The sequence below is a fragment of the Nostoc sp. UIC 10630 genome (genome assembly GCF_010747425.1).
Classification (GTDB): domain Bacteria; phylum Cyanobacteriota; class Cyanobacteriia; order Cyanobacteriales; family Nostocaceae; genus Nostoc.
Map to the genome: position 1 here is coordinate 1 of NZ_JAAGOG010000152.1, position 20455 is coordinate 20455.

Here is a 20455-nt window from a genome sequence, read left to right on the forward strand (position 1 = left end):
GGTATATTTAGATAGGTAGCTAAACTTAGAATTAATATTAATGGGCCAACGAATGGATTGCCTATTAAAATCAAATACAAACCAATGAAACAGCCAATACCTGAGCCTACAAATTTAAAGGTTATATTTGTAACTTCGATTTTACGGGCCAAATTAGTTTCTTGCTGAAGATTATTAATTTTTAGTATAGCTTGTTTTTCCTGAACAGCCGTTTGTTTTTGGATCGCTTCGAATTTAGCTAAAGCTAGTTTTTCTGCGATTTCTCTATCAATTTGAGGTTGTAAATTATCTAAAATCTTTATTAATTCAGGAAGTTCGGAATTATCAGCATTTTTAATACGCTCAATAATATTCTCCCTAACGTTATGTAAATCCAAATTGCCTTGCTTTGCTAAGATAGCAGAATTACCAGACTGCGGTGGATTAAATTTGATTATTTTTGTTTCTTCTGGCTGTGGTTCTAAATTGTCAGGCATTTGATTATTGCTGATTAATTAAATATACTTTGTCTATTTTTTGGAAAAATTTAGCATGATTTCTCCTAATAGTCAAAATATTAACCAAGTAGAAAAATTTTAAGCTCAAGCTTTATTAGACTGAGGCTCCGCGCCAGATACAGTCCCAAAGCCTTGAGATCCCTGGCGACCACTTCCATCGCAGGGATACCACCGCCCTCAATGGATTCCACAAAATCCTCACGGGAGGTGAAAGGGAAATCTCCAGTCTGCCAAAGCCCCAGACGATTTGCATAAGATAGGTTAGAAACCTTCGTCGCTCCGGTCGCCGATACGTAGACAACCCGTGCCTGCGGTAATGCGTTTTGCAACCTCAGCCCAACAATGCCTTGCTGGGATGCTGCAACCATACCGAGTTTGCCCTCTTGTGCCATTGCGTTACCCATGCTGTGGCACTCGTCGAAAGCGATCGCTCCCTCAAAGCCAATGCCAGCCCACTCAACGATTTGCTTAAGCCGACTTTTGCCGTTATGAAGAGAGCGCAGAGTTGAGTAGGTGCAGAACAGAATACCTTGGGTGAAAGGGATGGGGTCGCCAAGTTTGATGTTACTCAGGTCAATGATATCTTTTTCACTACCTCCGAGCGCACACCAATCTCTACGTGCGTCCTCAATAAGAGCAGAACTCTTTGATACCCAAATGGCTTTTCTTCGTTCCTGACACCAGTTGTCGAGGATGATTCCTGCACATTGTCTTCCTTTCCCCGCGCCTGTCCCATCGCCTAAGAACCAGCCACGCCGAAATTTTACGGCATTTTCTTCGCCAGTTGCCGCTACAGTCACATTATCCCATGAATCATCCACAATATAAGACCCAGACAAAAATTCACAGTGCGCCTGACCTGCGTAAATAACGCTTTCAAGTTGTGCCTCTGACAACAAGCCTTGTGTGATAATGTTGCGTGGGAGATGTGGTTTGTAAGTTGGAGCCGGTGGTGAGACAAGTGCTAAGGCTGCACTTTCGCAAAGCAATGAGGGATGAGGCAAAGCGTCCTTGATTCGGATTCGCTGTGGGCGATAGGTTTCGTATAGAGTATCTTTCAAACCCTCACTAGCCATCCACTCAATAACCTCATATTCCAGCACTACTAAGTCGTCTGGAAGAAAGGAAACTGTTTCTGGTTGTGCAACTGTAATACGCTTTGGCAATTGAACAACAATTGCCTTCGCAGCAGCTTTGACTTTTTCTGAGCGTTCCCACGAAGATCGCTGTGGCAACTGCTCAATCAACGCCAGCAGTTCGGGCAGATTTAAAGTTTCAGTAATGCAAGGTATTTCGCTGGAGTCAGCCGGAACTTTGTCAATTACTGTGATTCTGGTATCGATTTGTGTACCATGCTTTGAGTACACCTTGCCGTTAACCCCGACTGACATTAAAACTCGTGCCTTCTCCTGCCACTTAAGGAAAGTCTCTCGCCAGCTTGGGTTAGCTGGAGAAAACCAGTTGGCTGTGATTGTTACCAGCCGTCCACTGTCAGCCAGTCTTTGCAATGCCGAGTTGATGTGGCTCTTAGTTGCGTCGGGGTTGCGACTGTTGATTTTGGGAGATGCAGAGAAAGGTGGATTCATCAGCACAACTGAGGGCTGAGTCTTGCCAACCAGATAGTCGTTAATTTGTTCCGCGTTTACTGAGAATAATGGTGTACCAGGGAATAATCGCCGCAGAATCTTCGATCTATCGGGTGCAAGCTCGTTGAGCATCAGACTTGCGCCTTGTAGTTTAGCCATTTGTGCTAACAAACCAGTCCCGGCTGATGGCTCCAGCACCAAATCAGTAGCTTGTATAAATCCTGCTTTGGCTACCAGAAATGATAGCGGCAGAGGGGTGGAGAATTGCTGAAGCTGTACCGACTCTTCACTGCGCCGTGTTTGCGTTGGACAAAGGGCTACTAACTTCTCCAATTCCAATAATACTGTTAGCGGCGACTCTAATAAAAGCTTGTAACCTTTTTGGCGCAGATATAATATTTGTGCTACTTCAAGAGCTTCGTAAGCATCTTTCCACTGCCATGCGCCCTCTGCTGCCGTGCCGTGAAAGTGGCGATTCATCTGGGACTGAATTGTTTTAGTCCCGATAGTCCGTTTCTCAATCAGTGATTTGGTGAGTTCTTGAGCAACGTTGAGGATTGATTGTCCGTAGTCCAGAACTGTTTCTAGGTCAAATAGAGTTCCTTGTGTGGCTATAAGGCTGACCATATCTATTATATGAATACATCACTTTCGCTTTGGCGTAGCCGTTTGACCCGGATTTCTCACGCCTTGCTCAAAGCCTCTGCAAGTGCCGGTTCACTAGTGGGAGCAGAGGAGAGTTCAATGTGCCAAGTTCTTTCCCCTCCGCCCCTCTGCATTTCAAACTTGTGAGGAATGCGGGGGAAATCTTCTCAAATGCGATTGCCCTTGGAGTGGCTTGTAGTTGGATTTCCTGTTGTGGAGTAGGTTGTGGGGAAGTTGCAGAAACTGTGGGCTGTTCAATAACCGATGGCTCCCATCCGATTGGCGGCAAAGGTACAACCCATAAACCATCTATGAAGTCAAAAACCATCAGCGCAACAAAGCTTATAACGACTGCTTGGATCGTGAGGGTGAGAATAGCTTGGATATCCATAATTAATTCCAAAGGTTTGTGATTTTTCAATGTGGTAAGGCGTTGCAGTTGGGAAAGAAAGCGTGTGTTTGGTCGTTGCAACTCTCACTCTGGCTTTGGCGTAGCCATGAAAATTCCCATTCACAAAACGGGTGATTATGTTTACCCAAACCATTGAAATCTTCTTAGCAAAGGCTAAGATCCAAAAAGTCACTAATTGCAATAGGCAATGGCAAGCAAAACAATCGATGTCCGAGAGTACACTGTCAGAGCGCACAAGCGGGAAATTCACACTCGCGTTTTTAACTTTGTGTGTAAGCAGTGCGAACAACCCACACAACGAGAAACTTTTGGTGTGCGACCGCTCTACTGTGAAACATGCCGTCCGCCACAAGTACCCAAGCAATCGAAAGTAGTCCCTCTCAAGAAGATAAAACCCAGAGTTATGGCTTACGAGAGTGGTAAAGACATAGCCGGATGATTTTTTGTCTCAAGGGTGAATGAAGCAGTGCGGTTAGGCACTCAAAAATTATAGTATTGGAGCAAGCATTTGTGAGAGAGGCAGTCAGAAAAGAATCTGAGATTTTTTCGGAGTTAGCTGAAATATGTGCTTCTCCAGGATACGTTCATGCAATTGCTAGTCTTTGCTATCAGAACGACATAATTGAATATGCTGATACATTAACTCCAGAGGATATGCTTCAGCAGTTATCGAGGGATATTTTGGTGAGGACTGAAATATCAACTCTTGTAGGACTTGCTTGCAAAAAACAACTAAATATAGACTTGCCATCGCCTGAAGTAATCCAAAGATACATTGACAAGACTGATTCTTTGCTGAAAGAAATTCATCAGTCTATGATGCCGCCAATGGAATACATATTTAATCCAAATAAAATTGGGGATCAGAATTTCAATCCATTTAGAGATGGCTTAGTCTTGAGAGAGGCGATTTTTTACGGTGGAGAAAGTGCATATGATTTTCAATACAGAGACCTTTCAAAGATAAAATATGAAAAAGATAATAATTGGTTTTTGACAAATAAAGGATTTTCTATTCAGCAAGTTATTGATGTGATGACATCAATAAAATCGCTGCGGAACGATAAAGCTAATAACGTAGTGCGAGAGCTTTTTAATAAAGATCCTAGCGAATGGACTGTTCTTTCAGTATATAAGTTTACGGCTAAAGAAATTAGTGATATCTCAAATATTGAAATTGATACTGTAAAACTGATCATCGAGTCATTTGTATCATCTATTAACATGGATAAATTCAACTCTTTAGATGATTTTAATCCTAAAAATGCTTATCCAATTATTCAGCTTCCAGAGGATGAATATTTATTATTTCAATTTTATAGTTTAGAGCAGGCATTATATGAAACACCGTTTTTCTGGTTTAACGATGATAAAGCCTATAAAAATATTGCGAACCAGCATAGAGGTCAATTTACTGAAAACTTTTCTGCTGAAAGATTGAAACTTGTATTTGGCGAGGAGCGCGTATTTTCAAACATTGATATCTACAATTCTAAAGAGCAGGCTGGTGAAATTGATGTATTGGTCATTTTCGCCGACAGAGCAATAATTCTACAGGCGAAGTCAAAGAAGCTGACTATTCCTTCACGTAAAGGTAACGATAACAGCTTACAGTCTGATTTTAAGAAAGCTATCCAGGAGGCTTACGATCAAGCTTATTTGTGCGCCACACTATTAAACGATAAAAAATATAAGCTTGTTGATAAGAGTGGAAAAGAGCTAAATATTAATCGAGAGTATAAAGAAATTTATCCTTTGTGTGTGATTTCTGAGCATTATCCAGCTCTCTCGTTCCAAGCAAGGCAGTTTTTAGAATTCCAGGAAACTAAAAATATAAAACCTCCATTTGTAATGGATGTTTTTTTGCTTGATGTAATGACAGAAATGTTGCAGTCGCCCTTACATTTCTTGAGTTATGTAAATAGGCGGATATCTTACGGTGACAAAATTCTCTCTACTCATGAGTTAACCATTCTTTCTTATCATCTGAAACAGAATTTGTGGATAGATAATAAGTATGCAATGATGCAAATTGGGGATGATATATGTGTTGATCTTGATCTTGCGATGCTAACAAGACGAGATGGCGCTCCAGGTTCAGATACTCCAGAGGGAATTTTAACAAAATACAAAGGGACGGTATTCGATCAAATAATAAGAGATATAGATAAGCTTGAGCATTCTGCAATAATTAGTCTTGGATTTACATTGCTCTCGATGAGCAGCGATGCCATTGAGATGATAAACAATGGTATCGCTGAATTAATTAAGCGAGGCAGAAAGGATGGTCAGCACCATGATCTAACTCTTGAAATAAGCGAGGGGGGATTAGGTTTGACTATCCATTGTAACGATGATCATGAATCTATATCCGTACCTCGTTTAGAAAGTCACTGTGAACGAAGAAAGTACACACACAAAGCAAGCTCATGGTTTGGAATTTGTGTTGGGCAAAAAGTTCCGAGGCTAAGATTTGGCGTAAATAAAGAATACGACTGGGTTCAGTCTAATGAAATGGATGAATTAGTGCAAGATTTGCCCAAACCTCAAAACCTTAAAGGAAATAATAAGATTAATTTTGCCCCTGAACCTAGACAATCGAAGAAAATAGGGCGCAATGAAAAATGTCCATGCGAGAGCGGAAAAAAATACAAGAAGTGCTGCCTGAAACAAGAGTGGAGAATGTGAGTTTGCCTAACATGTCACGGCAGGGGACGGACGAAAGCTCTCTGTGCTGAGTTCGAGGCTATCTGCCGCTGCTGCGTTATATCGTTATACCTAACCGATAAGCCCGTTAATGCTGACTGTTTCTGGTCAAGATTTTTCCATCAAAAATGATTTACTTCGTTGATAAGTTCCGAGAAGTTATTGGCGATTCCTTTAAGAATGTGTCCCGCCGCAAAGACCAATAATTATTAAGCGATCGCCTAAAAATCATGACTCACAGGAATAGCGATCGCCTAACTCCTCAAATCGCCAATATAAGCCCCAATTTGTTTAAGTCCCTGCAAAACTTGGATACGTTCTGATGTATTTTCAAGTAACCGATAAGTATTGGATCTAGTATATTGAGGGACATTTTGGTGGCGATCGCATTTCAAAAACAATACTTCTCTTCCGTTTGTAACCATTCCATAACAACTTGACTGTAAGTTGGGAGCGCTCAACAAATAAGTAAGTGCTTGGGGAATTCCCGCCGTAACGTCTAGTCTTGCAGGCTTTGACTCGATCACCAAAATCCAAAAACTATCTTGAATCACCAAAATATCAATCCTGCCTTGAACTGCAATAGCATTAGCTTCATCTGCAACTTCGATATTGGTACTTACTTCTGCTTTTACCAAAAAAGGAAACTGATAAAAACCTGCTAAATCTAGCAATGGTGATATAACTACAAGCTTAACAATTTCTTCGAGAGGTGGTTCTTCTTGACTAAGATAGGTATAGTTTCGAGTGAGGCGATCTAGTCCTTGTAGTTCCGCTTCGGTTAGAGTCGGCGCATTATTTAACCATTCATCAAAAAAGCGATCGCTAGAGTCGAGTCTCAAGCCAAAAGTTTGACGGAGAGCGCCAAGGGTCAGGCTACTAGCATTTGTAATCACGGTTAAATTCTTGTAGTAATTACATGAAGTTTAAAAGTCTAGACATTTGATCTAGCCTCCAATACCTAATATACGATATATTAAGAGCAAAAGAGAGATAGCCTAAAAATCACGACTCACAGTAATAGCGATCGCAATACATTACTCCCCTGAGTCGCAGATATTGTAGTGTTTGTTAATGTAACGCATCCAAACTTTACTTAATGCTAATTGTTTGTGCGTTACTCTCCGCTAGGACACTCGACAAGATTGCTTTTTGCCAAATAAAATTCTATTCAGAGATATTATCCTGCAAAAATCTTGTTATTACACTTAGTTGGTTGTTTTATCTGACAGTTTATGTAACGTTCATGTTTAGCGATGTAACCGCCCTCTAATTCGTTCTGCTCAAAAGAAACTCCAATTACGTCAAAAATTTTATTAGCAACGTCCATTGAAATAGATTTCGACCAAGACATATTTACTCCAATGAATCCAAGAGTTCAGCTAAACAATTAAAGCCAATATTCATTCAACTCCTTCAACTTATTCCCCTTTTTGAACCAATAATTTCCCAGACACCCCAGCCGTAAAACCCAACCCAATCGCCGCTAGAGTAACGCTGGGCTTGATAAATAACGTCGCAATTCCGATAACTGCGCCCCAAAGACAGCCATAGCAGCAAAGGATAATGAACTGATTTTTGGGTTTAGCCCTTTCGTCTAATATAGATTCATGGACTATGGCATAATCTTCGAGTTCACCAACGATTTCTGATAAAGAAGCGCCGTACTCTTTTTCCAATCTACAAATGGCCAGTCTGTCTGCTTTAACTGGACTTATGGCTAATTTTTGTAATGTTGTGGTTAATTTATCGCTCATTTTTAAACTTCCTGATGCTTCCACATTCTGGAAAATGTTTAGAAAAAAATTAAAACTTACTGGAGAGACAAAAAGACTCTATTTTTCAGCCTTACTTGGAAATGTAAGAATACCGGAACTTGACCGGAACTCGACCGGAACTGTGACGAATATTAGTGGTTAATGTTAAAAACGCTGAAACCATCTTTTTCATTTCCGCACAATCGGTTAGTGTCAATCAATTGTGATAGGGCATTTCTCAAGTAAAGGACACTCTTTTTCTCTTCGCCCCACTTGCGGCTGTTTCTGATAGCAGCAAAAGAAGTTGGAGGGCTAGCAGTAGCTGCAACGATCGCCACAATCTGTTCCAAATCAGCCTCAGAAATACTATTTTCTTCTACTTCCAGAAATTCCAGTTCTTGATAAGGCTTTGAAAAAATGGACTCCAGATGATTAACTGCATCTGATGGAGCAATTTTCTCCCCTCTGGGTATGACTGCCCTTTCATGCTGTTGAACTAATTCCGGGAAGAACTGAAGTAATGTTCTAGCTGGATCTGGTTGCCCATTGCCTGGGTGCAAATGGGTCTTTAGCCATTCGGGAATCATGCCCAAGTTGCCACCAATAACAGGTTCTCCAAAGTTATTAGGGTTGGCTTTGAAATATTCTCCACTAGCGACATTCATTTTGCGTAGACCACCAGCGCTAACCGCTTGAGCTACACAGCCAATAAAGTTAACCGATTGCTTAAAGGTATCTGCCAGCCCAGCCGTAGCTTTACCGACTACGCTTGTCAGGTTAGAGCCATGCAAGACGATAATTAATGTACCACCCGACTTAGCGAAGCGAGAAAGTAAATATTGAATCGCCCAGGTGCGATCGCTCTCCTCCAACAATGACAGCAACCGCATTGCCTCATCAATTACTAGCAGTAAATTTTTATGGGAGTAAGGTTCGCTTCCATCTAAACCCTTGAGAAATTTCAATAAATCACGAGCGACGAGTTGATCAGCCCCATCAGCATCAATATCTGGGTATTTAAGAGCAGAGGTCAAGTTGCAGGCAAAGGGGTAAACGTCCACCCCAGCAGTAAAGTATTGGGTATTCAATCCGGGGTCAAGTGCAGTTGATAATGTTGCTAAGATTGCTGCTAAGGTTCCTTTGCCACCTCGTTGAGTACCAGCGATCGCAATGACTTGAGAACTCATCATATTCTCTACTTGGAATCCACTTTTCGTTAAAGCAGCGATCAGTGCGTTTGCCCTATTAGTCAGAGGGATATTAATTATAGTCTCTGGTACAAGCCCATCAGAGGAAGATGGTTGTAACTCTGTCGGTCTAGAAAACTCCGCAGCTTGGTTCATCTTCCCAATATCTACCTGTAGCGATTGAAACTGCTTGATATCTACGGTCGGTGGTAACTGGGCTTGAGCCTGTGCGATGGCACTTATCTCCGACCGATTCACCCGGCTGTCAATTGTCACATCCTGTAAATGAAGAGCCATGCTTTCATAAGTGGGTAGCTGACGACCCTTGAGCTTGCTAAACCAGCCAAACATCCAGCGATAAGCATAAAAGCGTTTTCCTGGCTCAACTTGTGTTAAATACTGACTAATATTTTCAAACTCAGCATGAAGAAAGGTGTACTCTTCTGCTGATTGTCGCTCTAGGAATTTAACAGTATTGGCAAGATGATCCGCTTGATAATTGCTCCTCGCATCATAATCCCCAGCACGAGCTAGAGCGTCTATAAAATTACCACGCACAAAAGGCAAAGGCGCAATTTCTTTGGTGCGGTTGGAGTGTTCGACAACAAACCATAGCCACGCAGCACCACCGACTAAACCACCAACTAGTGCCAAAGGGTTAACCGCATAACAAACTGCTCCGATCCCAGAAGCCAACAAACCAAGTACACGAGTCATGTCTGCTTCATTCTCAGATGCCCGTGCCATTTCAAATAATCCATCTTTTCTCTCTTGCAGCCATTGGGCGATATTGCCAGCTTCCAAGTGAGACAAGCTAGGATATGATTCGCGTAAATGTTCCGTTTCCTTAGTTGTAATTTTTGGGATATCGTTACTTTGCATAAATGCCTCCCTTGGTGAAACGTTGCCGCCCTTTTTTACAGTGATTGGTTTCTGGGGCGGTTTCCGTTCTAATCCTTTGTCAACCGCCAAATGGCAAACCCAATTTCACCCGCCATCATTGTGCCGATGTTAAACAATATGCAGCCCAGAATTATGAAGGGGGCTGTAAATTCAAATGGGTTACGAGCTGCAAAAGTGGTGACAATATCGAACACCCAAACCGCAATCACAACCAGCCCTGCACTAGAGCGATCGCGTGTACCTGCGGTTTTGTAGTCTTGCCACAGCTGGCCTACCAAGTCAATCTTGCCATTAGGCTTGGTTTCAAGGTCATAAACCATGTGGTCTTGAAGTTCCCGTCGTGCTGAGTCTGGGTTCTTACCGCGTAGGGCGTGGGCTTCAATTACCTGAACGCCTACAGAAATTATGAATGCAAGGTAAAAAAACGGGTTGAACAGTGCAAACGGCACATTTAGCCAATTCCAAGCCGGCTCAAACCAGGGAAAAACAGGGGGGCCTTGAAAGATTAATTGCCAAGTTGAATCAGCGCTAATCATGGAACCGCCGAGAAATAAAATCCCGCCAACTAACGCACGACCTGCACCACCGTTAGCAACAAACTGATTAACGATAGCAGCCGCAGCCCTAATGGGTAAGCCGACAATCATCACTACAGCCTTGGCACAAAAATCGATGATTTCACCAAGCGATCGCTTCTTACCTTTAGGCTTACTATCGCTGTTGCCAGTACTATTAGTTTCTGCACTTGATGAACTATTAGCCATTACTTTTTCCTCACTGGTTTGATATTTTGAACGCTTTTACAAATCCCTTTGGCTTTGTATTTCCACTTCCAAATTCCTTCTTCAATTCGCCCAATACACTTACCCGTTGCGTCAAAGACATCAACAATCTCATCATCAAGATATAGGGTTGTGTCTGGTCTGGGATTGCGTTTACTGCTGTCAAAATAATTCGTGATTCTCAGTTTTCGAGTTGTGGGCATGACTCCTGCCTCGTATAAGGCATCGCTGGTTTTTGCCCGTTCTTCTATGCGCTGACGTTCTAATCCTTCGGTGGCTTTTAATCTTTCGGCTTCTGCATAAGCCCCCAACTTGGGTACTAAGGGGATGATTACAGGCAACATGCAGATGCCAACACCAGCCAAAGCTAAGTACAGTTGTTTCTTATACATGAGACTGCTGTGCTATAGCGCGTTCTTAGTACAAATTTTTCCCATGTTTCACACATATCTTTAATAAGGTGTTTCATGTTTCACGCCCTGAAACACTGATGAAACCGTTGAAACGTTTCATGAAACAGTGCTGTGAAACAGTTGGATGAAACACTACCCTTCATAACGGCTTTCGAGCAAGGAATTGTCTAGTGTTTCATGTTTCACGTTTGATGTTTCATGCTGTTTCACGCCCTGAAACACTGATGAAACCGTTGAAACAGTTTCGTGAAACAGTGCTGTGAAACAGTTGGATGAAACACTACCATTTATAATGCCTTTCGAGCAAGGAATGGACTGTTGTTTCGTGTTTCACGTTTGATGTTTCACGCGGGGGAATGCTGTTTCACGGTGTTTCACGACCCTGAAACACTGATGAAACCGTTGAAACTGTTTCATGAAACAGTGCTGTGAAACAGTTTATGAAACACTCGCGCCTATCACTCTTACTTTGATGCCCGTCCCAGAAATGTCAATCCTGCACCAACAAGTAATCCCAGGGGAATAAACACCCCACTGCCAATTAATCCAGTAGCAACAACGCTACCAACGAGATATGCACTGCCACCTAAAGCGCCAACAACTGAAGTTGCAAACAATCCCGTACTGAGAATATCCATAACCTGATTTTTCCTTTGATGAGTTAATAGTTCTTGAAGTAATCGGATTTCGGCAACAGTGGCAACAGTTTCATTTTGGATTTGTAACAATGCCGCTACTGTTTTATAAGCTTCTAAAATCGGATCTGTGTCCCCATCGAAGAAACTCTCTCCCGTAACGAATTGAGTCGTACTTTGAGTTGTTCCTTTTTTCTGATCGACTCCCCCAGTCTTGTTGAGGCTTCTTCTGCCAAATTAATCAAACTCTGATCTATTTCGGTAATTTGGTTATCAACTTCCAACATAGATTGTTCAGCAAAGGCATCCAATACCGTCCCCTTAGCTCCAATCAAAGATTCCATGAACAACAAAGCTCCTGTGACACCAGTTGATGCACCCAAAATCTTAGATTGCTCATTTTGAACAGCTATAGCACCAGAAATAGTCTCTTTATCAGCCGCAGTCAACTTGTATGAGGCTTGTTGAATTGCCTCATCAGCTTTGGTGATTGTGGCTTCGGGTATATCTGCTATAGGTGATTGTTGAGGCTGTAATCTCTCACTATTGGTAATATCTTGGAATCTAGCTAAAATTTCCTCTGGAACTTGTGAATCGACCGTCCATTTTTGCTCTGGATGTTGACGGCGTAGCTCATCAACTACTTTTCCAGGTACTTTTTTGAGAGCTTGTGCAAATTCTTTAACGATCATGATTTAGGCTCCTAAAAACTTTTCGGGGTGATTTTTTAATTCAATTGCCACTTTCTTCAAAGAACCCTTGGCTAAAACGTAACTTCTAATTCTTTGAAGCACAGGTAAATGCCAGTTTGTCAATTTCGCTCGTCCGTTTAACCCTCCATTATCTTCATCCCGAAAATCCTCAAATTCTGGCAGGTACAAAGAAGCTAAGTCTAAATACTTTTGGAACTGTCTAATTCCAACTGATGGCTCCAATTGTTTGGCTGCCTCCTCTCGTGTTAACAATTGTTCAACTACACAGCTTCCCTGAATTAGCAATGGTTTCGGCTCCTAGAGTTCCGATTGAGTTCCGACTGAGTTCCGATTGAATTCCGGTTGAGTTCCGATTGAATTCCGGTACTGCTAATACTAATAATAAAAACCCTACCGGCTGGTGAGTAGGGTTTTTCTGATGACTTAGCGTCAGGCTGACGCTAAGTACCTGATAATAATTTATGGATAGCTCCAAAATGATTAAGTACCTGTGGTTTTGGCTGTTGATACCTTGTACTACTTTCGTCAGCTAACCAATGACTTATTGTTTGTTCAGGATAATCACTAAGCCTATGCATCAGGTATATAGAAGCATTGTGAATTATTTTGAATTCTCTTGGATGCATTGGTTTAATACCAATGTTTTGTACCATACTGCGATCGCTCCTACTATTGAGTTAGTTTGTGGTAGGGAATAGCCCTCCAGTGTTGAAAAATCTCTGCTTGATTTCTAGATTTTTTCTGTTTGTTGTTTGATCATCTGCTCCACGTCATCAATTGCGTTCACTATTTCTCCCAAAATATTGAAAGCATCGTTTAACACCACATCATTCGATGTAGAAAAGTACTCGGACGACTGAAGCCTGCGATAATCCTTACTGCTCCCCACAAGCTGCAACGTATATTGACAACCCTGTAATATAGTCCGAATCTCTGCTGTGGTTAATCTGATTTCCATTATTGTTTCCCTCCCTAAAATTTATCTCGTTGAATACTGAGGCTTGCTCCGACTAAAGAACTGCCCAAGAATGCAGAAAAACTGACCAACATAGCTCCAAGACTTCTGTTTTTCTGGTACTCCCAACCAGAGATGATTATGTTGGGATTAGTATTAGTCTCAATAATCTCCAGCCCCCAACACCCCATTGCTCCTACTCCTAAAAACCCAGTTAAAAGCAGAGAGGCGATTGCAGTTCTTTCTATGGTGCGGTCAATGAATACTTTGGGGTTAAATCTTTTTCGAGTCCGACGAAGAACTAATTTATTACGAGTGTTTGAAGGCAAAGATGATTGATGAGTTACTTTATGGGTTTTCATTTCACTTCGTCCAACTCCACAAAAAACCCTGCACCTGTATTCGTAATCTTTACTCTTCTTTGATTGACCAATGTTTGAATCACTCCCAAGCTAAAATTGATACTGCATAACCGAGCGCTGCCACCGCAACGACTTAGGTACTGAAGGCATAACTGGGAATGGTCTTTTGGGACTAGGTTAGCTTTTTTAGGCATGATGTCTTTCCTGTTGTGGTTTGTGGGGGTCAAAGCACTGGGTGAAAAAAAATAGCCAAGCAGTATTAATGCTTGACTAAAGTGTTTTTGAATTTAAAAGGTGAATTTCAGTTATTAGAAATTATCAAGATCGTCAAACTGATTTGTTGCAGAGTGCTTGTACGCTTTGGCTTTATTCATTTGATGGGTAGAAGCTTTAATTACTGGGATTGCAGCTTCCTTAACTGAATCCTTTGCTTGTTGAAATAGAAATTGTGTCGTCCCTTGTGCATCTTCTTCTGCTGGGTCAATTTGTCCCCATAAGGAGCAACTTAACTCTAAAGATTCGTAGTCGCCTAAATTGAACTTACGTGTGTAAGTTACAGCAATAGTCTTGATTTCCATAATTTAACCAAACAATATTTCAAAATGAAGTGTAGCTTTTTAGCATTTCTTACAAAGTGACGCATTTAAAATTACAAATGCCGCCAGAAGTTCTTACTGATAGTCTTGAGGCTGACAGTTTTCGGTTCAGATTGCGGCGATTCTTTGATCTGAACAGCTACAGGTTCATTCACCAGTAAAGAATTGAGCAGTTCTTGTTGATAGTCAACATCTACAACTCTTCGGTACACCCTGTAAGGATCTATCTGCATTCCCAATGGTGTTGGGACAATTTTCAGATATTCATTAAGGGCAAGTATGTAGCTATCACCAAAGTTCCTGTTTGCAACAGCCAGGCGTATAGCATTTAATAGTTGTATCGCTCGTCTGATATCTGAAATACTGCGTTCGCCATCCATTTGTGGCTGACTTTCTCTGTAGCCCTTAGATTTTTTTTCGGCTACCAGATTGTGAAATTTAGCAACTGCTCTTTGATAACTTCCTAATGTGTGGACTTTGGTTTGTGCCTGATAACCAACACGTCCCCATTGGACTATTAAGTTGCTGCCTTCAGCTTTTGCGCTCCAGAACTTGTTGCTGTTGTTAACAGCGTCAACAAAAACAAGATATGTTTCCATCGTTTTCATGCTGGAATTAGTGAACAGATGAATATCTGAAAAATGGATATTCACCCGTAATGAGTTATTCAATTGTTAACAATCGGGTAATTAGCCTAGCAATTCTTTCCTTTGAGCAATGCGAAGCACTCCTGTTATGTTCAAGAGTGCTTCGCCAATATTATCAATTCATGTTCCTGAATCGTGGAGTCCGCAAACCCACAGGCTGTTGAGTGATTGGACTAGAGGCAGCCCTTGCCGAGCCAGCCCAAGATTGCATTCGCTCTACAGATGCAGCATCCTGAATAGCCAAAGGTGTGATATTCTCGCAGCATTGCATCAGATCCCCTAGCGTTACCTGCTGCGGTCGTCCCTCATCAAATGCCAGCAGTGCCGCTTCTGCTGCTAGAGTTTCTAATTCTGCGCCTGAAAACTTCGAGGTGTTTGCGGCGATCGCTTCCAGATATTCAGATCCCACTACAATGCCAAATCGCTCCAGATGAATCTTGAGGATTTGACAGCGCTCCGGTTCGGTTGGTAGATCGACGAAAAAATTTTCATCAAAGCGTCCCTTCCTCTTGAGTTCACTTGGTAGTGCTGACGGGTCGTTGCAGGTAGCTACAACAAACACGCCAGCCGTACACTCACTCATAAATGTGAGCAGATTTCCCAAAATACGCTGGGAAACACCCGTTGTGTCGCCGCTACCAGACAAAGCTTTTTCTATTTCGTCTATCCATAAAACGCAGGGTGCAATCACTTCGGCTGTTTTCAAGGCACGGCGAACATTACCTTCAGATTCACCAACTAGAGAACCAAGGAGGGACGCAATATCAAGTTGGAGTAGTGGTAAATTGAGTATGGTTGCAATGTTTTTGGCGCAAATCGACTTACCTGTTCCGGGAGGCCCCGCCAACAATACGCCTTTGGGTTGCGGCAGATGCAGCTTACGTGCTTCTTGAGTGAACAGTCGTCGCCGACGAGTCAGCCATTCGCGCAGTAAATCAAGTCCGCCAAAGGGGATTGTAGCAGGTTTGCCCAACTCAATTCCCATCTGAGCCAGCAGCCGAGTTTTGTACTCGACTATTAGAGGCGTAACTGTGGCATCAATCAAAATGCCAGCGTTGCTCAAACGCTCTTTGACGGTTAGCCGCAAGAAATCGCTGACTTCCTCTAGCGTCAGTCCCAGCGCTGCCCGTGCAAAGGTTTCTTTTTCTTCATAACTCAGGGACACTTGAAATGTGACATCCTGCTCAGTAGCAGATTCTTCAAGAAAAACCAGATATGACTCGAAGTGGTCTTGAATTTGGCCAATGTTCGGTAGTGGCACTTCACAGTAGGGGATGAGCCTTAACAAAGAATCGTGTAGTTCGATGTTTTGACCCAGCAGCACGATCCGTTTTTCTGTAGGTTTGAGTCGGTGGTAAAGGTTTTTCACTCTGGTCAAGATTTCCCAACTCATCTGTGGGGAATTCTTGCCAAGAAATGGGTGTATGTCCCCCAGAATAAACACGCCAACGCCATCAAAGTTATTGATATAGTCGAATACGAACAGCAACGGATCTGTATGAGCAGGTCTTTTGTACTCTGGCACTGACTTAAACACCAGCCCACCATCCGGTGCAATCAGGCATTGCTCCAGGCTGGATACTCCCAGGTTCCAAAAGAAAACTGGACTGTTGAGTTTTTCTTTAGCTTCGGTTGTCAACCACTGAATGATAGTTGCCTCATCGGGGGACAGGACATCAACTGCGGCGATCGGGATTTGTGAATCGAGTGTGGAGAGAAGATTTGAGAGTTTCATGTCAATTATTTCAACTACTTCATTTGTGAAATGGCGAAGCCTTTATGATCAGCAGTTACCAGCCGAGTTAAAACTGGTAACTGATGACTGATTACTGACGCAGGCGTATTTGACTACTATTCGTAGTGCGAAGCTGTGGTGCTGATTCTTCTTTGAAAACGCGATCGCCTACAACCCCAAGTGCCTCCTCAAACGGTTGCGTAGCCGATAAACAACTCAGCCCCTCGAACCCCTCCGCTTCCACTCGAACTTCACCTGTAGCGCTGTCGAAATGAATCAGTATTGAACGTTCCATATTTATCTCCGTGCAAATTGTTTAACTTCCTGATGTCCGGCAAAAGTTAGGCGTAGGGTTTGCACACTTCCGCTAGTTGACTCAGCGATCGCACATTCCCCAAACTGCTCTTGTAACTCGGCAGCTTTGACACGAACCAAATGCTTACCATAAGCCAGCATTAGTTTATTACTGAAAAAGTCTTGTCCCAACTTAGGAACTGTTTCATAACTATCGTGTATTACCTCGTACACGCCGCTTGACTGATTCCATTTGAACCCGATGTCTGCACGGGCTTTTATGGTGCGGCCAGATACGATGATTTCAGCACTTTGTCCTTGAGAGCCACCGTAGTATCCTTTTAGTGGCTGTGCTGTTTGGTGAACTTGTGGTGATAGGTTTAGATCCGTGAGAGCTTGCACCAAACACTCGTGATTGCTTAATTTGGTTTTGACTGTTGAGAAATGCGACATAATGTTATTCCCTTTGTCATCTGGTTTGAAAAATAGTAAAAGTGCGATATCGTTTTGAAACGCGAATATTGCACTTTTAATACACCGATCAAGTAAGAGAGCGAATTCACCCTCGCCCAAGACTGTTTTTTACCTGAACTTGAAAGACATCACGGTAGCTTTCGATAAGCCCACGTCGTCAGTCGCAAGTGATTGTAGATTGCGTTGTTCATCTAACAACTTGGTGCGAATCTCTTGCATCTTTTGCTGCAATTGATTGCGCCCATTACTACCAAGATTCTTAGACTCAATCGCTGGATCATTAACGATAGAATCCAAGTGCGCCATCATCGCCTCCAAGCTGCTGCCAGCCTCCGGGTCAGCATTCGCTAGTAGTACCTGAACCTTCATCAGATGGCGTTGCATCTTCTTTTTAAACTGGATTGGTTTACGCCCTGGCTCCCAGTCAGCTAGTTCAGAGAGCAACTGCGCGGCGAGTTGTTCACCACCAGCTAGAGCCGATTCCCGTAGCCTTTGTTCTAAGTTAGAGTCATACTGTTGTATGAATCGCGTGATTTGCTCCAAGCATTCGGCTTGTTTATGATCGAGTTGTTCGGATAGGGCAGGGATAATTACCGGACGACCAATGATTACCTGTAAATAATCTTCTAAGTCAGTCAGAGTCGGAAATGCTCTTAACAAATTGGCTTTGACTGATTCTTGTTTATCCTGTGCTAATTCCCAGGTGTTAAGGGAGAGGAACTGATCAATTCGCTCTTGATAATCTTCGAGTCCTGATTCGTAATCGACTTTTAGCTGATTACGCAATCCAGGGGCAATATTATCTCTGATATTAAGTAGTTGGCTCCAAACGAGTGGAGCTAAATCAATAGGACAGATCCAATCACCAGTATCACTACTCATCCACTCTTGAACTGAAGCGATTTCTTGACGAAGTTGTGCGGCAGCTTCATCCAATTTCTTGAATACCTTGATACCTCTTAAACCGACTTCGGAATTAGTAACTTTAACAAGGTCTGATTCAATTTCAGAAACTTCAGCTTGTAGTACATCTGCCCATTTAGGAGCAGCCGACTTTGTACTTTTCTTTAGCTGAATACGGAAGCGAATACGGGTTTTATTTAATTGTGAGAAATTGTGGCGCTCGACTACTGCATCAGTCAGGAAATTCGCAGCGATAGGGTTGTCGATTGCTTGTACCATGATTATTGACCTCAATCATTATTTTTCACTTCGATTAAGCGAAGCTTTTCTTAGACTTAAATATCTTTGTTGAAAAGGCTAGAAAAGCGGTAACTGATATGCCTTGGGCAAATGCTGATAAATATCTAAATCGTGAGCTTTATACTCCCGCACGTAATTATTCCAATTCCATTTGACTGTAATTTTGTTGCCATCAACAGCGATGATTTTGCCCCAATACTCATCTGCTTTAGATGGAATTACAATCAATATATCTTCAACAGCAAAATTAGACATGACTGCAATATTCTTTGTAATTAGAGCTAGACCATAAGCCTATAAGTTCCTATTTCTCAAACCAGACAAGGTTGTTCTTTTATGATTGCAATCTCTAGTCTGTGGCTATTTCTCAATTTGGGGATATCTGGAATAGCTCTATAGATTACTTTTGTAGAGCTTTTTTGTAGCCTAATATGTCTTTTGATGACTGGTGGTTTATGTATGGACATGGCTTAAAATAGCTGAAGTTGCTGTGAATTATCCTGTACAACAGGCTTGTTATAAACCATGCCTTCGACTTCATAACAACGGGTCATGAGTTTGTTTCGATTTAGTCGAAAGCTGGCTTTTTTTCTTTGATTTGGCAAAGGTACAAATAGATACTGTGGATGTTGGATAGTACCTTCATCACCCAAGTATCGGGAAAGCGTACCATCGATTTGGTAAACTTTTGAGGAGCTTAAAAGCGTTGAGTCGTAGACTTTAATCAAATTTAATTCCATCTTATTAGCAGTGAAGTGTGCCATAATTTGTCGTGGAATCGATTTTTCTCTACAGTCAAATTTAATTAGTCAGACTGTAGAGTTTTTCACGCATAATCTGATTCTTTTTTCGTCAATATTTTCGTTATCTCTGCGTTAATTATTGATTTAGAATGACAGAAGATTACAGATAGAAATGCTCGAAGATTTGATTGAGCTTTTCCATTTCCTTCATCAGGCAGAGCCTTAAAATTAAACTCTTCAGAGTCCCAAACTTCATCAATACTGGTAGATTCATCAATAATATTTGCAATAAAACAAGATTCATCGTCGTAATTCCAACCATTTGCTAGAAGCCACGGCAGAACTCCCTCAGATTGCAATAGTTTCTCAATGTCGAATGAGTCAGAAAACTGTTGTAAGTTTTCGATACTGGGATGAACGATTGTAATAGTCATTTTTTGCTATTGGTATTAGTGAATAAACAGCACAACAAAAAGAGGAAAAAAGGTTAAAGAGAAAGGAATTCATGAATTAAAATATCTGTAGAATAGTAAGGTTTAACCTTTACCTTTTCCCCCTTTCCCCTTCTTCATTAGCTGTAGACAAGACTTGAGAACTGATCAAATATGCTTCCCTAATTGAAGGTAAACAGGGAAGCATAAAGACGAACACAATTGCTGCAATCACCTCAACAAGTATTTGGCTATTAAGAAGGCACATCCTCCCAGTAACCAACTTCATCGTCATAATTTGCTTGCATAGACTGCAATTTGTTGACGAAGTTAGCAAATTCTTCGTTAGTTAGTGACTGCCTTCCTTTTTTGCCATAGTTATCTATGAGAAACTGTTTGCCCTTCTCCTCTTTCCAACCTAAAGCTTCAATCAATCTTTGTGACTCCATCATCAATTGATTGCGATCTAGTGCATGAGACGTATGCTTTGGTAAGTTATTGTTAGGCAATCCTTTTTTCCACCAATCGCTGATGGAATTATGCACAAGAGCAATTTCTTGAGCTATTGGTTTCTTGCCAATACAATAACTTTCCCAGTTGAGCGCAGTTGGTTTTTCGTATCCGCTACATACACAGGCGTTGGAAGTTTGCCCCCCTTTCTCACGTTTCTCTGTTTTCAATATGGGACAAAATACCCACATTGAATGCCAAAGTAAATTCTTCGGTTGGTGATGTTTGCCTTGAAAACTTGCATAAGCTTGTTCGCAGGTTTCACGGAA

26 protein-coding genes and 1 pseudogene are annotated in these 20455 nt (G+C 41.9%); 2 read left to right on the top strand and 25 right to left on the bottom strand.

Annotated features, from left to right (window positions below; translation table 11 throughout):
- The 3 genes from G1O98_RS27345 to G1O98_RS39090 all read right to left on the bottom strand — a co-directional run.
- Positions 1-476, bottom strand: a 476-nt coding sequence (locus G1O98_RS27345) for a hypothetical protein (protein WP_202985826.1), incomplete at its 3' end; no start/stop codon positions are given.
- Between the two features lie 80 nt (positions 477-556).
- A complete protein-coding gene (locus G1O98_RS27350) occupies positions 557-2710 on the bottom strand; it encodes a strawberry notch-like NTP hydrolase domain-containing protein (protein ID WP_163934620.1) in 2154 nt (717 codons plus the stop codon).
- A 67-nt stretch (positions 2711-2777) separates the two neighbouring features.
- On the bottom strand, positions 2778-3200 hold the full coding sequence (locus tag G1O98_RS39090) for a hypothetical protein (RefSeq protein WP_175586888.1): 423 nt from the start codon (positions 3198-3200) through the stop codon (positions 2778-2780).
- 127 nt (positions 3201-3327) lie between these two features.
- On the opposite strand from G1O98_RS39090, the gene G1O98_RS27360 reads away from it, so the two are divergent.
- Both G1O98_RS27360 and G1O98_RS27365 read left to right on the top strand, forming a co-directional pair.
- Positions 3328-3579, top strand: coding sequence for a hypothetical protein (locus G1O98_RS27360; RefSeq protein WP_163934623.1), 252 nt, complete (start codon positions 3328-3330; stop codon positions 3577-3579).
- A 56-nt stretch (positions 3580-3635) separates the two neighbouring features.
- Positions 3636-5828, top strand: a complete 2193-nt coding sequence (locus G1O98_RS27365; protein WP_175586889.1) for a nuclease-related domain-containing protein — start codon at positions 3636-3638, stop codon at positions 5826-5828.
- A gap of 272 nt (positions 5829-6100) precedes the next feature.
- Here the strand turns inward: G1O98_RS27365 and G1O98_RS27370 are convergent, their stop codons facing one another.
- The 22 genes and pseudogenes from G1O98_RS27370 to G1O98_RS27470 all read right to left on the bottom strand — a co-directional run.
- A complete protein-coding gene (locus G1O98_RS27370; RefSeq protein WP_163934630.1) occupies positions 6101-6742 on the bottom strand; it encodes a type I restriction enzyme HsdR N-terminal domain-containing protein in 642 nt (213 codons plus the stop codon).
- A gap of 525 nt (positions 6743-7267) precedes the next feature.
- A complete protein-coding gene (locus tag G1O98_RS27375; protein ID WP_094331075.1) occupies positions 7268-7603 on the bottom strand; it encodes a hypothetical protein in 336 nt (111 codons plus the stop codon).
- A gap of 152 nt (positions 7604-7755) precedes the next feature.
- The gene (locus G1O98_RS27380) at positions 7756-9672 is read right to left on the bottom strand and encodes a hypothetical protein (RefSeq protein WP_163934633.1); all 1917 of its coding nucleotides are present in this window, start codon (positions 9670-9672) and stop codon (positions 7756-7758) included.
- 68 nt (positions 9673-9740) lie between these two features.
- The gene (locus G1O98_RS27385; RefSeq protein WP_163934636.1) at positions 9741-10457 is read right to left on the bottom strand and encodes a hypothetical protein; all 717 of its coding nucleotides are present in this window, start codon (positions 10455-10457) and stop codon (positions 9741-9743) included.
- Complete coding sequence (locus G1O98_RS27390; RefSeq protein WP_163934639.1) at positions 10457-10867, bottom strand: hypothetical protein; 411 nt, start codon at positions 10865-10867, stop codon at positions 10457-10459. Before G1O98_RS27390 ends, G1O98_RS27385 begins: the two co-directional genes overlap by 1 nt.
- 485 nt (positions 10868-11352) lie before the next feature.
- The gene (locus G1O98_RS27395) at positions 11353-11616 is read right to left on the bottom strand and encodes a hypothetical protein (protein WP_163934642.1); all 264 of its coding nucleotides are present in this window, start codon (positions 11614-11616) and stop codon (positions 11353-11355) included.
- 23 nt (positions 11617-11639) lie between these two features.
- Entirely contained in the window at positions 11640-12215 is a 576-nt protein-coding gene (locus G1O98_RS27400; RefSeq protein ID WP_163934645.1) for a hypothetical protein, read from the bottom strand.
- 3 nt (positions 12216-12218) lie between these two features.
- Positions 12219-12521, bottom strand: coding sequence for a hypothetical protein (locus G1O98_RS27405; RefSeq protein ID WP_163934648.1), 303 nt, complete (start codon positions 12519-12521; stop codon positions 12219-12221).
- A complete protein-coding gene (locus G1O98_RS39485; protein ID WP_207794515.1) occupies positions 12493-12711 on the bottom strand; it encodes a hypothetical protein in 219 nt (72 codons plus the stop codon). Before G1O98_RS39485 ends, G1O98_RS27405 begins: the two co-directional genes overlap by 29 nt.
- 255 nt (positions 12712-12966) lie before the next feature.
- The gene (locus tag G1O98_RS27410; protein ID WP_163934651.1) at positions 12967-13194 is read right to left on the bottom strand and encodes a hypothetical protein; all 228 of its coding nucleotides are present in this window, start codon (positions 13192-13194) and stop codon (positions 12967-12969) included.
- A gap of 14 nt (positions 13195-13208) precedes the next feature.
- A complete protein-coding gene (locus G1O98_RS27415) occupies positions 13209-13553 on the bottom strand; it encodes a hypothetical protein (protein WP_163934654.1) in 345 nt (114 codons plus the stop codon).
- Positions 13550-13747, bottom strand: a complete 198-nt coding sequence (locus G1O98_RS27420; protein ID WP_163934657.1) for a hypothetical protein — start codon at positions 13745-13747, stop codon at positions 13550-13552. The genes G1O98_RS27415 and G1O98_RS27420 overlap by 4 nt, the downstream gene beginning before the upstream one ends.
- 114 nt (positions 13748-13861) lie before the next feature.
- The gene (locus G1O98_RS27425; RefSeq protein WP_163934660.1) at positions 13862-14131 is read right to left on the bottom strand and encodes a hypothetical protein; all 270 of its coding nucleotides are present in this window, start codon (positions 14129-14131) and stop codon (positions 13862-13864) included.
- Positions 14132-14202: 71 nt separating this feature from the next.
- Entirely contained in the window at positions 14203-14748 is a 546-nt protein-coding gene (locus tag G1O98_RS27430; protein ID WP_163934663.1) for a WGR domain-containing protein, read from the bottom strand.
- A 163-nt stretch (positions 14749-14911) separates the two neighbouring features.
- A complete protein-coding gene (locus G1O98_RS27435; RefSeq protein WP_163934665.1) occupies positions 14912-16531 on the bottom strand; it encodes an AAA family ATPase in 1620 nt (539 codons plus the stop codon).
- Between the two features lie 91 nt (positions 16532-16622).
- Positions 16623-16826 carry a DUF2997 domain-containing protein gene (locus G1O98_RS27440; protein ID WP_163934667.1) on the bottom strand — a complete coding sequence of 68 codons (204 nt, stop codon included), beginning with the start codon at positions 16824-16826 and terminating at the stop codon, positions 16623-16625.
- Between the two features lie 2 nt (positions 16827-16828).
- The gene (locus tag G1O98_RS27445; protein ID WP_163934670.1) at positions 16829-17278 is read right to left on the bottom strand and encodes a DUF1257 domain-containing protein; all 450 of its coding nucleotides are present in this window, start codon (positions 17276-17278) and stop codon (positions 16829-16831) included.
- Positions 17279-17407: 129 nt separating this feature from the next.
- Entirely contained in the window at positions 17408-18481 is a 1074-nt protein-coding gene (locus tag G1O98_RS27450) for a hypothetical protein (RefSeq protein ID WP_163934673.1), read from the bottom strand.
- Positions 18482-18559: 78 nt separating this feature from the next.
- Positions 18560-18757: a hypothetical protein gene (locus tag G1O98_RS27455; protein WP_163934676.1), complete on the bottom strand. Its 198-nt coding sequence runs from the start codon at positions 18755-18757 to the stop codon at positions 18560-18562.
- Positions 18758-18972: 215 nt separating this feature from the next.
- Complete coding sequence (locus G1O98_RS27460; RefSeq protein ID WP_163934679.1) at positions 18973-19242, bottom strand: hypothetical protein; 270 nt, start codon at positions 19240-19242, stop codon at positions 18973-18975.
- A gap of 86 nt (positions 19243-19328) precedes the next feature.
- Positions 19329-19679 carry a hypothetical protein gene (locus tag G1O98_RS40210; protein WP_243458551.1) on the bottom strand — a complete coding sequence of 117 codons (351 nt, stop codon included), beginning with the start codon at positions 19677-19679 and terminating at the stop codon, positions 19329-19331.
- A 251-nt stretch (positions 19680-19930) separates the two neighbouring features.
- A pseudogene (locus G1O98_RS27470) lies at positions 19931-20455 on the bottom strand (hypothetical protein); the annotation flags it as partial.

Excerpts from the sequence above, each read along its gene's own strand:
- G1O98_RS27350 (WP_163934620.1), bottom strand. The coding sequence starts at position 2,710 with ATGGTCAGCCTTATAGCCACACAAGGAACTCTATTTGACCTAGAAACA.
- G1O98_RS27360 (WP_163934623.1), top strand. The coding sequence starts at position 3,328 with ATGGCAAGCAAAACAATCGATGTCCGAGAGTACACTGTCAGAGCGCAC.
- G1O98_RS27375 (WP_094331075.1), bottom strand. The coding sequence starts at position 7,603 with ATGAGCGATAAATTAACCACAACATTACAAAAATTAGCCATAAGTCCA.
- G1O98_RS27380 (WP_163934633.1), bottom strand. The coding sequence starts at position 9,672 with ATGCAAAGTAACGATATCCCAAAAATTACAACTAAGGAAACGGAACAT.
- G1O98_RS27385 (WP_163934636.1), bottom strand. The coding sequence starts at position 10,457 with ATGGCTAATAGTTCATCAAGTGCAGAAACTAATAGTACTGGCAACAGC.
- G1O98_RS27390 (WP_163934639.1), bottom strand. The coding sequence starts at position 10,867 with ATGTATAAGAAACAACTGTACTTAGCTTTGGCTGGTGTTGGCATCTGC.
- G1O98_RS27400 (WP_163934645.1), bottom strand. The coding sequence starts at position 12,215 with ATGATCGTTAAAGAATTTGCACAAGCTCTCAAAAAAGTACCTGGAAAA.
- G1O98_RS27410 (WP_163934651.1), bottom strand. The coding sequence starts at position 13,194 with ATGGAAATCAGATTAACCACAGCAGAGATTCGGACTATATTACAGGGT.
- G1O98_RS27415 (WP_163934654.1), bottom strand. The coding sequence starts at position 13,553 with ATGAAAACCCATAAAGTAACTCATCAATCATCTTTGCCTTCAAACACT.
- G1O98_RS27420 (WP_163934657.1), bottom strand. The coding sequence starts at position 13,747 with ATGCCTAAAAAAGCTAACCTAGTCCCAAAAGACCATTCCCAGTTATGC.
- G1O98_RS27425 (WP_163934660.1), bottom strand. The coding sequence starts at position 14,131 with ATGGAAATCAAGACTATTGCTGTAACTTACACACGTAAGTTCAATTTA.
- G1O98_RS27430 (WP_163934663.1), bottom strand. The coding sequence starts at position 14,748 with ATGGAAACATATCTTGTTTTTGTTGACGCTGTTAACAACAGCAACAAG.
- G1O98_RS27435 (WP_163934665.1), bottom strand. The coding sequence starts at position 16,531 with ATGAAACTCTCAAATCTTCTCTCCACACTCGATTCACAAATCCCGATC.
- G1O98_RS27440 (WP_163934667.1), bottom strand. The coding sequence starts at position 16,826 with ATGGAACGTTCAATACTGATTCATTTCGACAGCGCTACAGGTGAAGTT.
- G1O98_RS27445 (WP_163934670.1), bottom strand. The coding sequence starts at position 17,278 with ATGTCGCATTTCTCAACAGTCAAAACCAAATTAAGCAATCACGAGTGT.
- G1O98_RS27450 (WP_163934673.1), bottom strand. The coding sequence starts at position 18,481 with ATGGTACAAGCAATCGACAACCCTATCGCTGCGAATTTCCTGACTGAT.
- G1O98_RS27455 (WP_163934676.1), bottom strand. The coding sequence starts at position 18,757 with ATGTCTAATTTTGCTGTTGAAGATATATTGATTGTAATTCCATCTAAA.
- G1O98_RS27460 (WP_163934679.1), bottom strand. The coding sequence starts at position 19,242 with ATGGAATTAAATTTGATTAAAGTCTACGACTCAACGCTTTTAAGCTCC.
- G1O98_RS40210 (WP_243458551.1), bottom strand. The coding sequence starts at position 19,679 with ATGACTATTACAATCGTTCATCCCAGTATCGAAAACTTACAACAGTTT.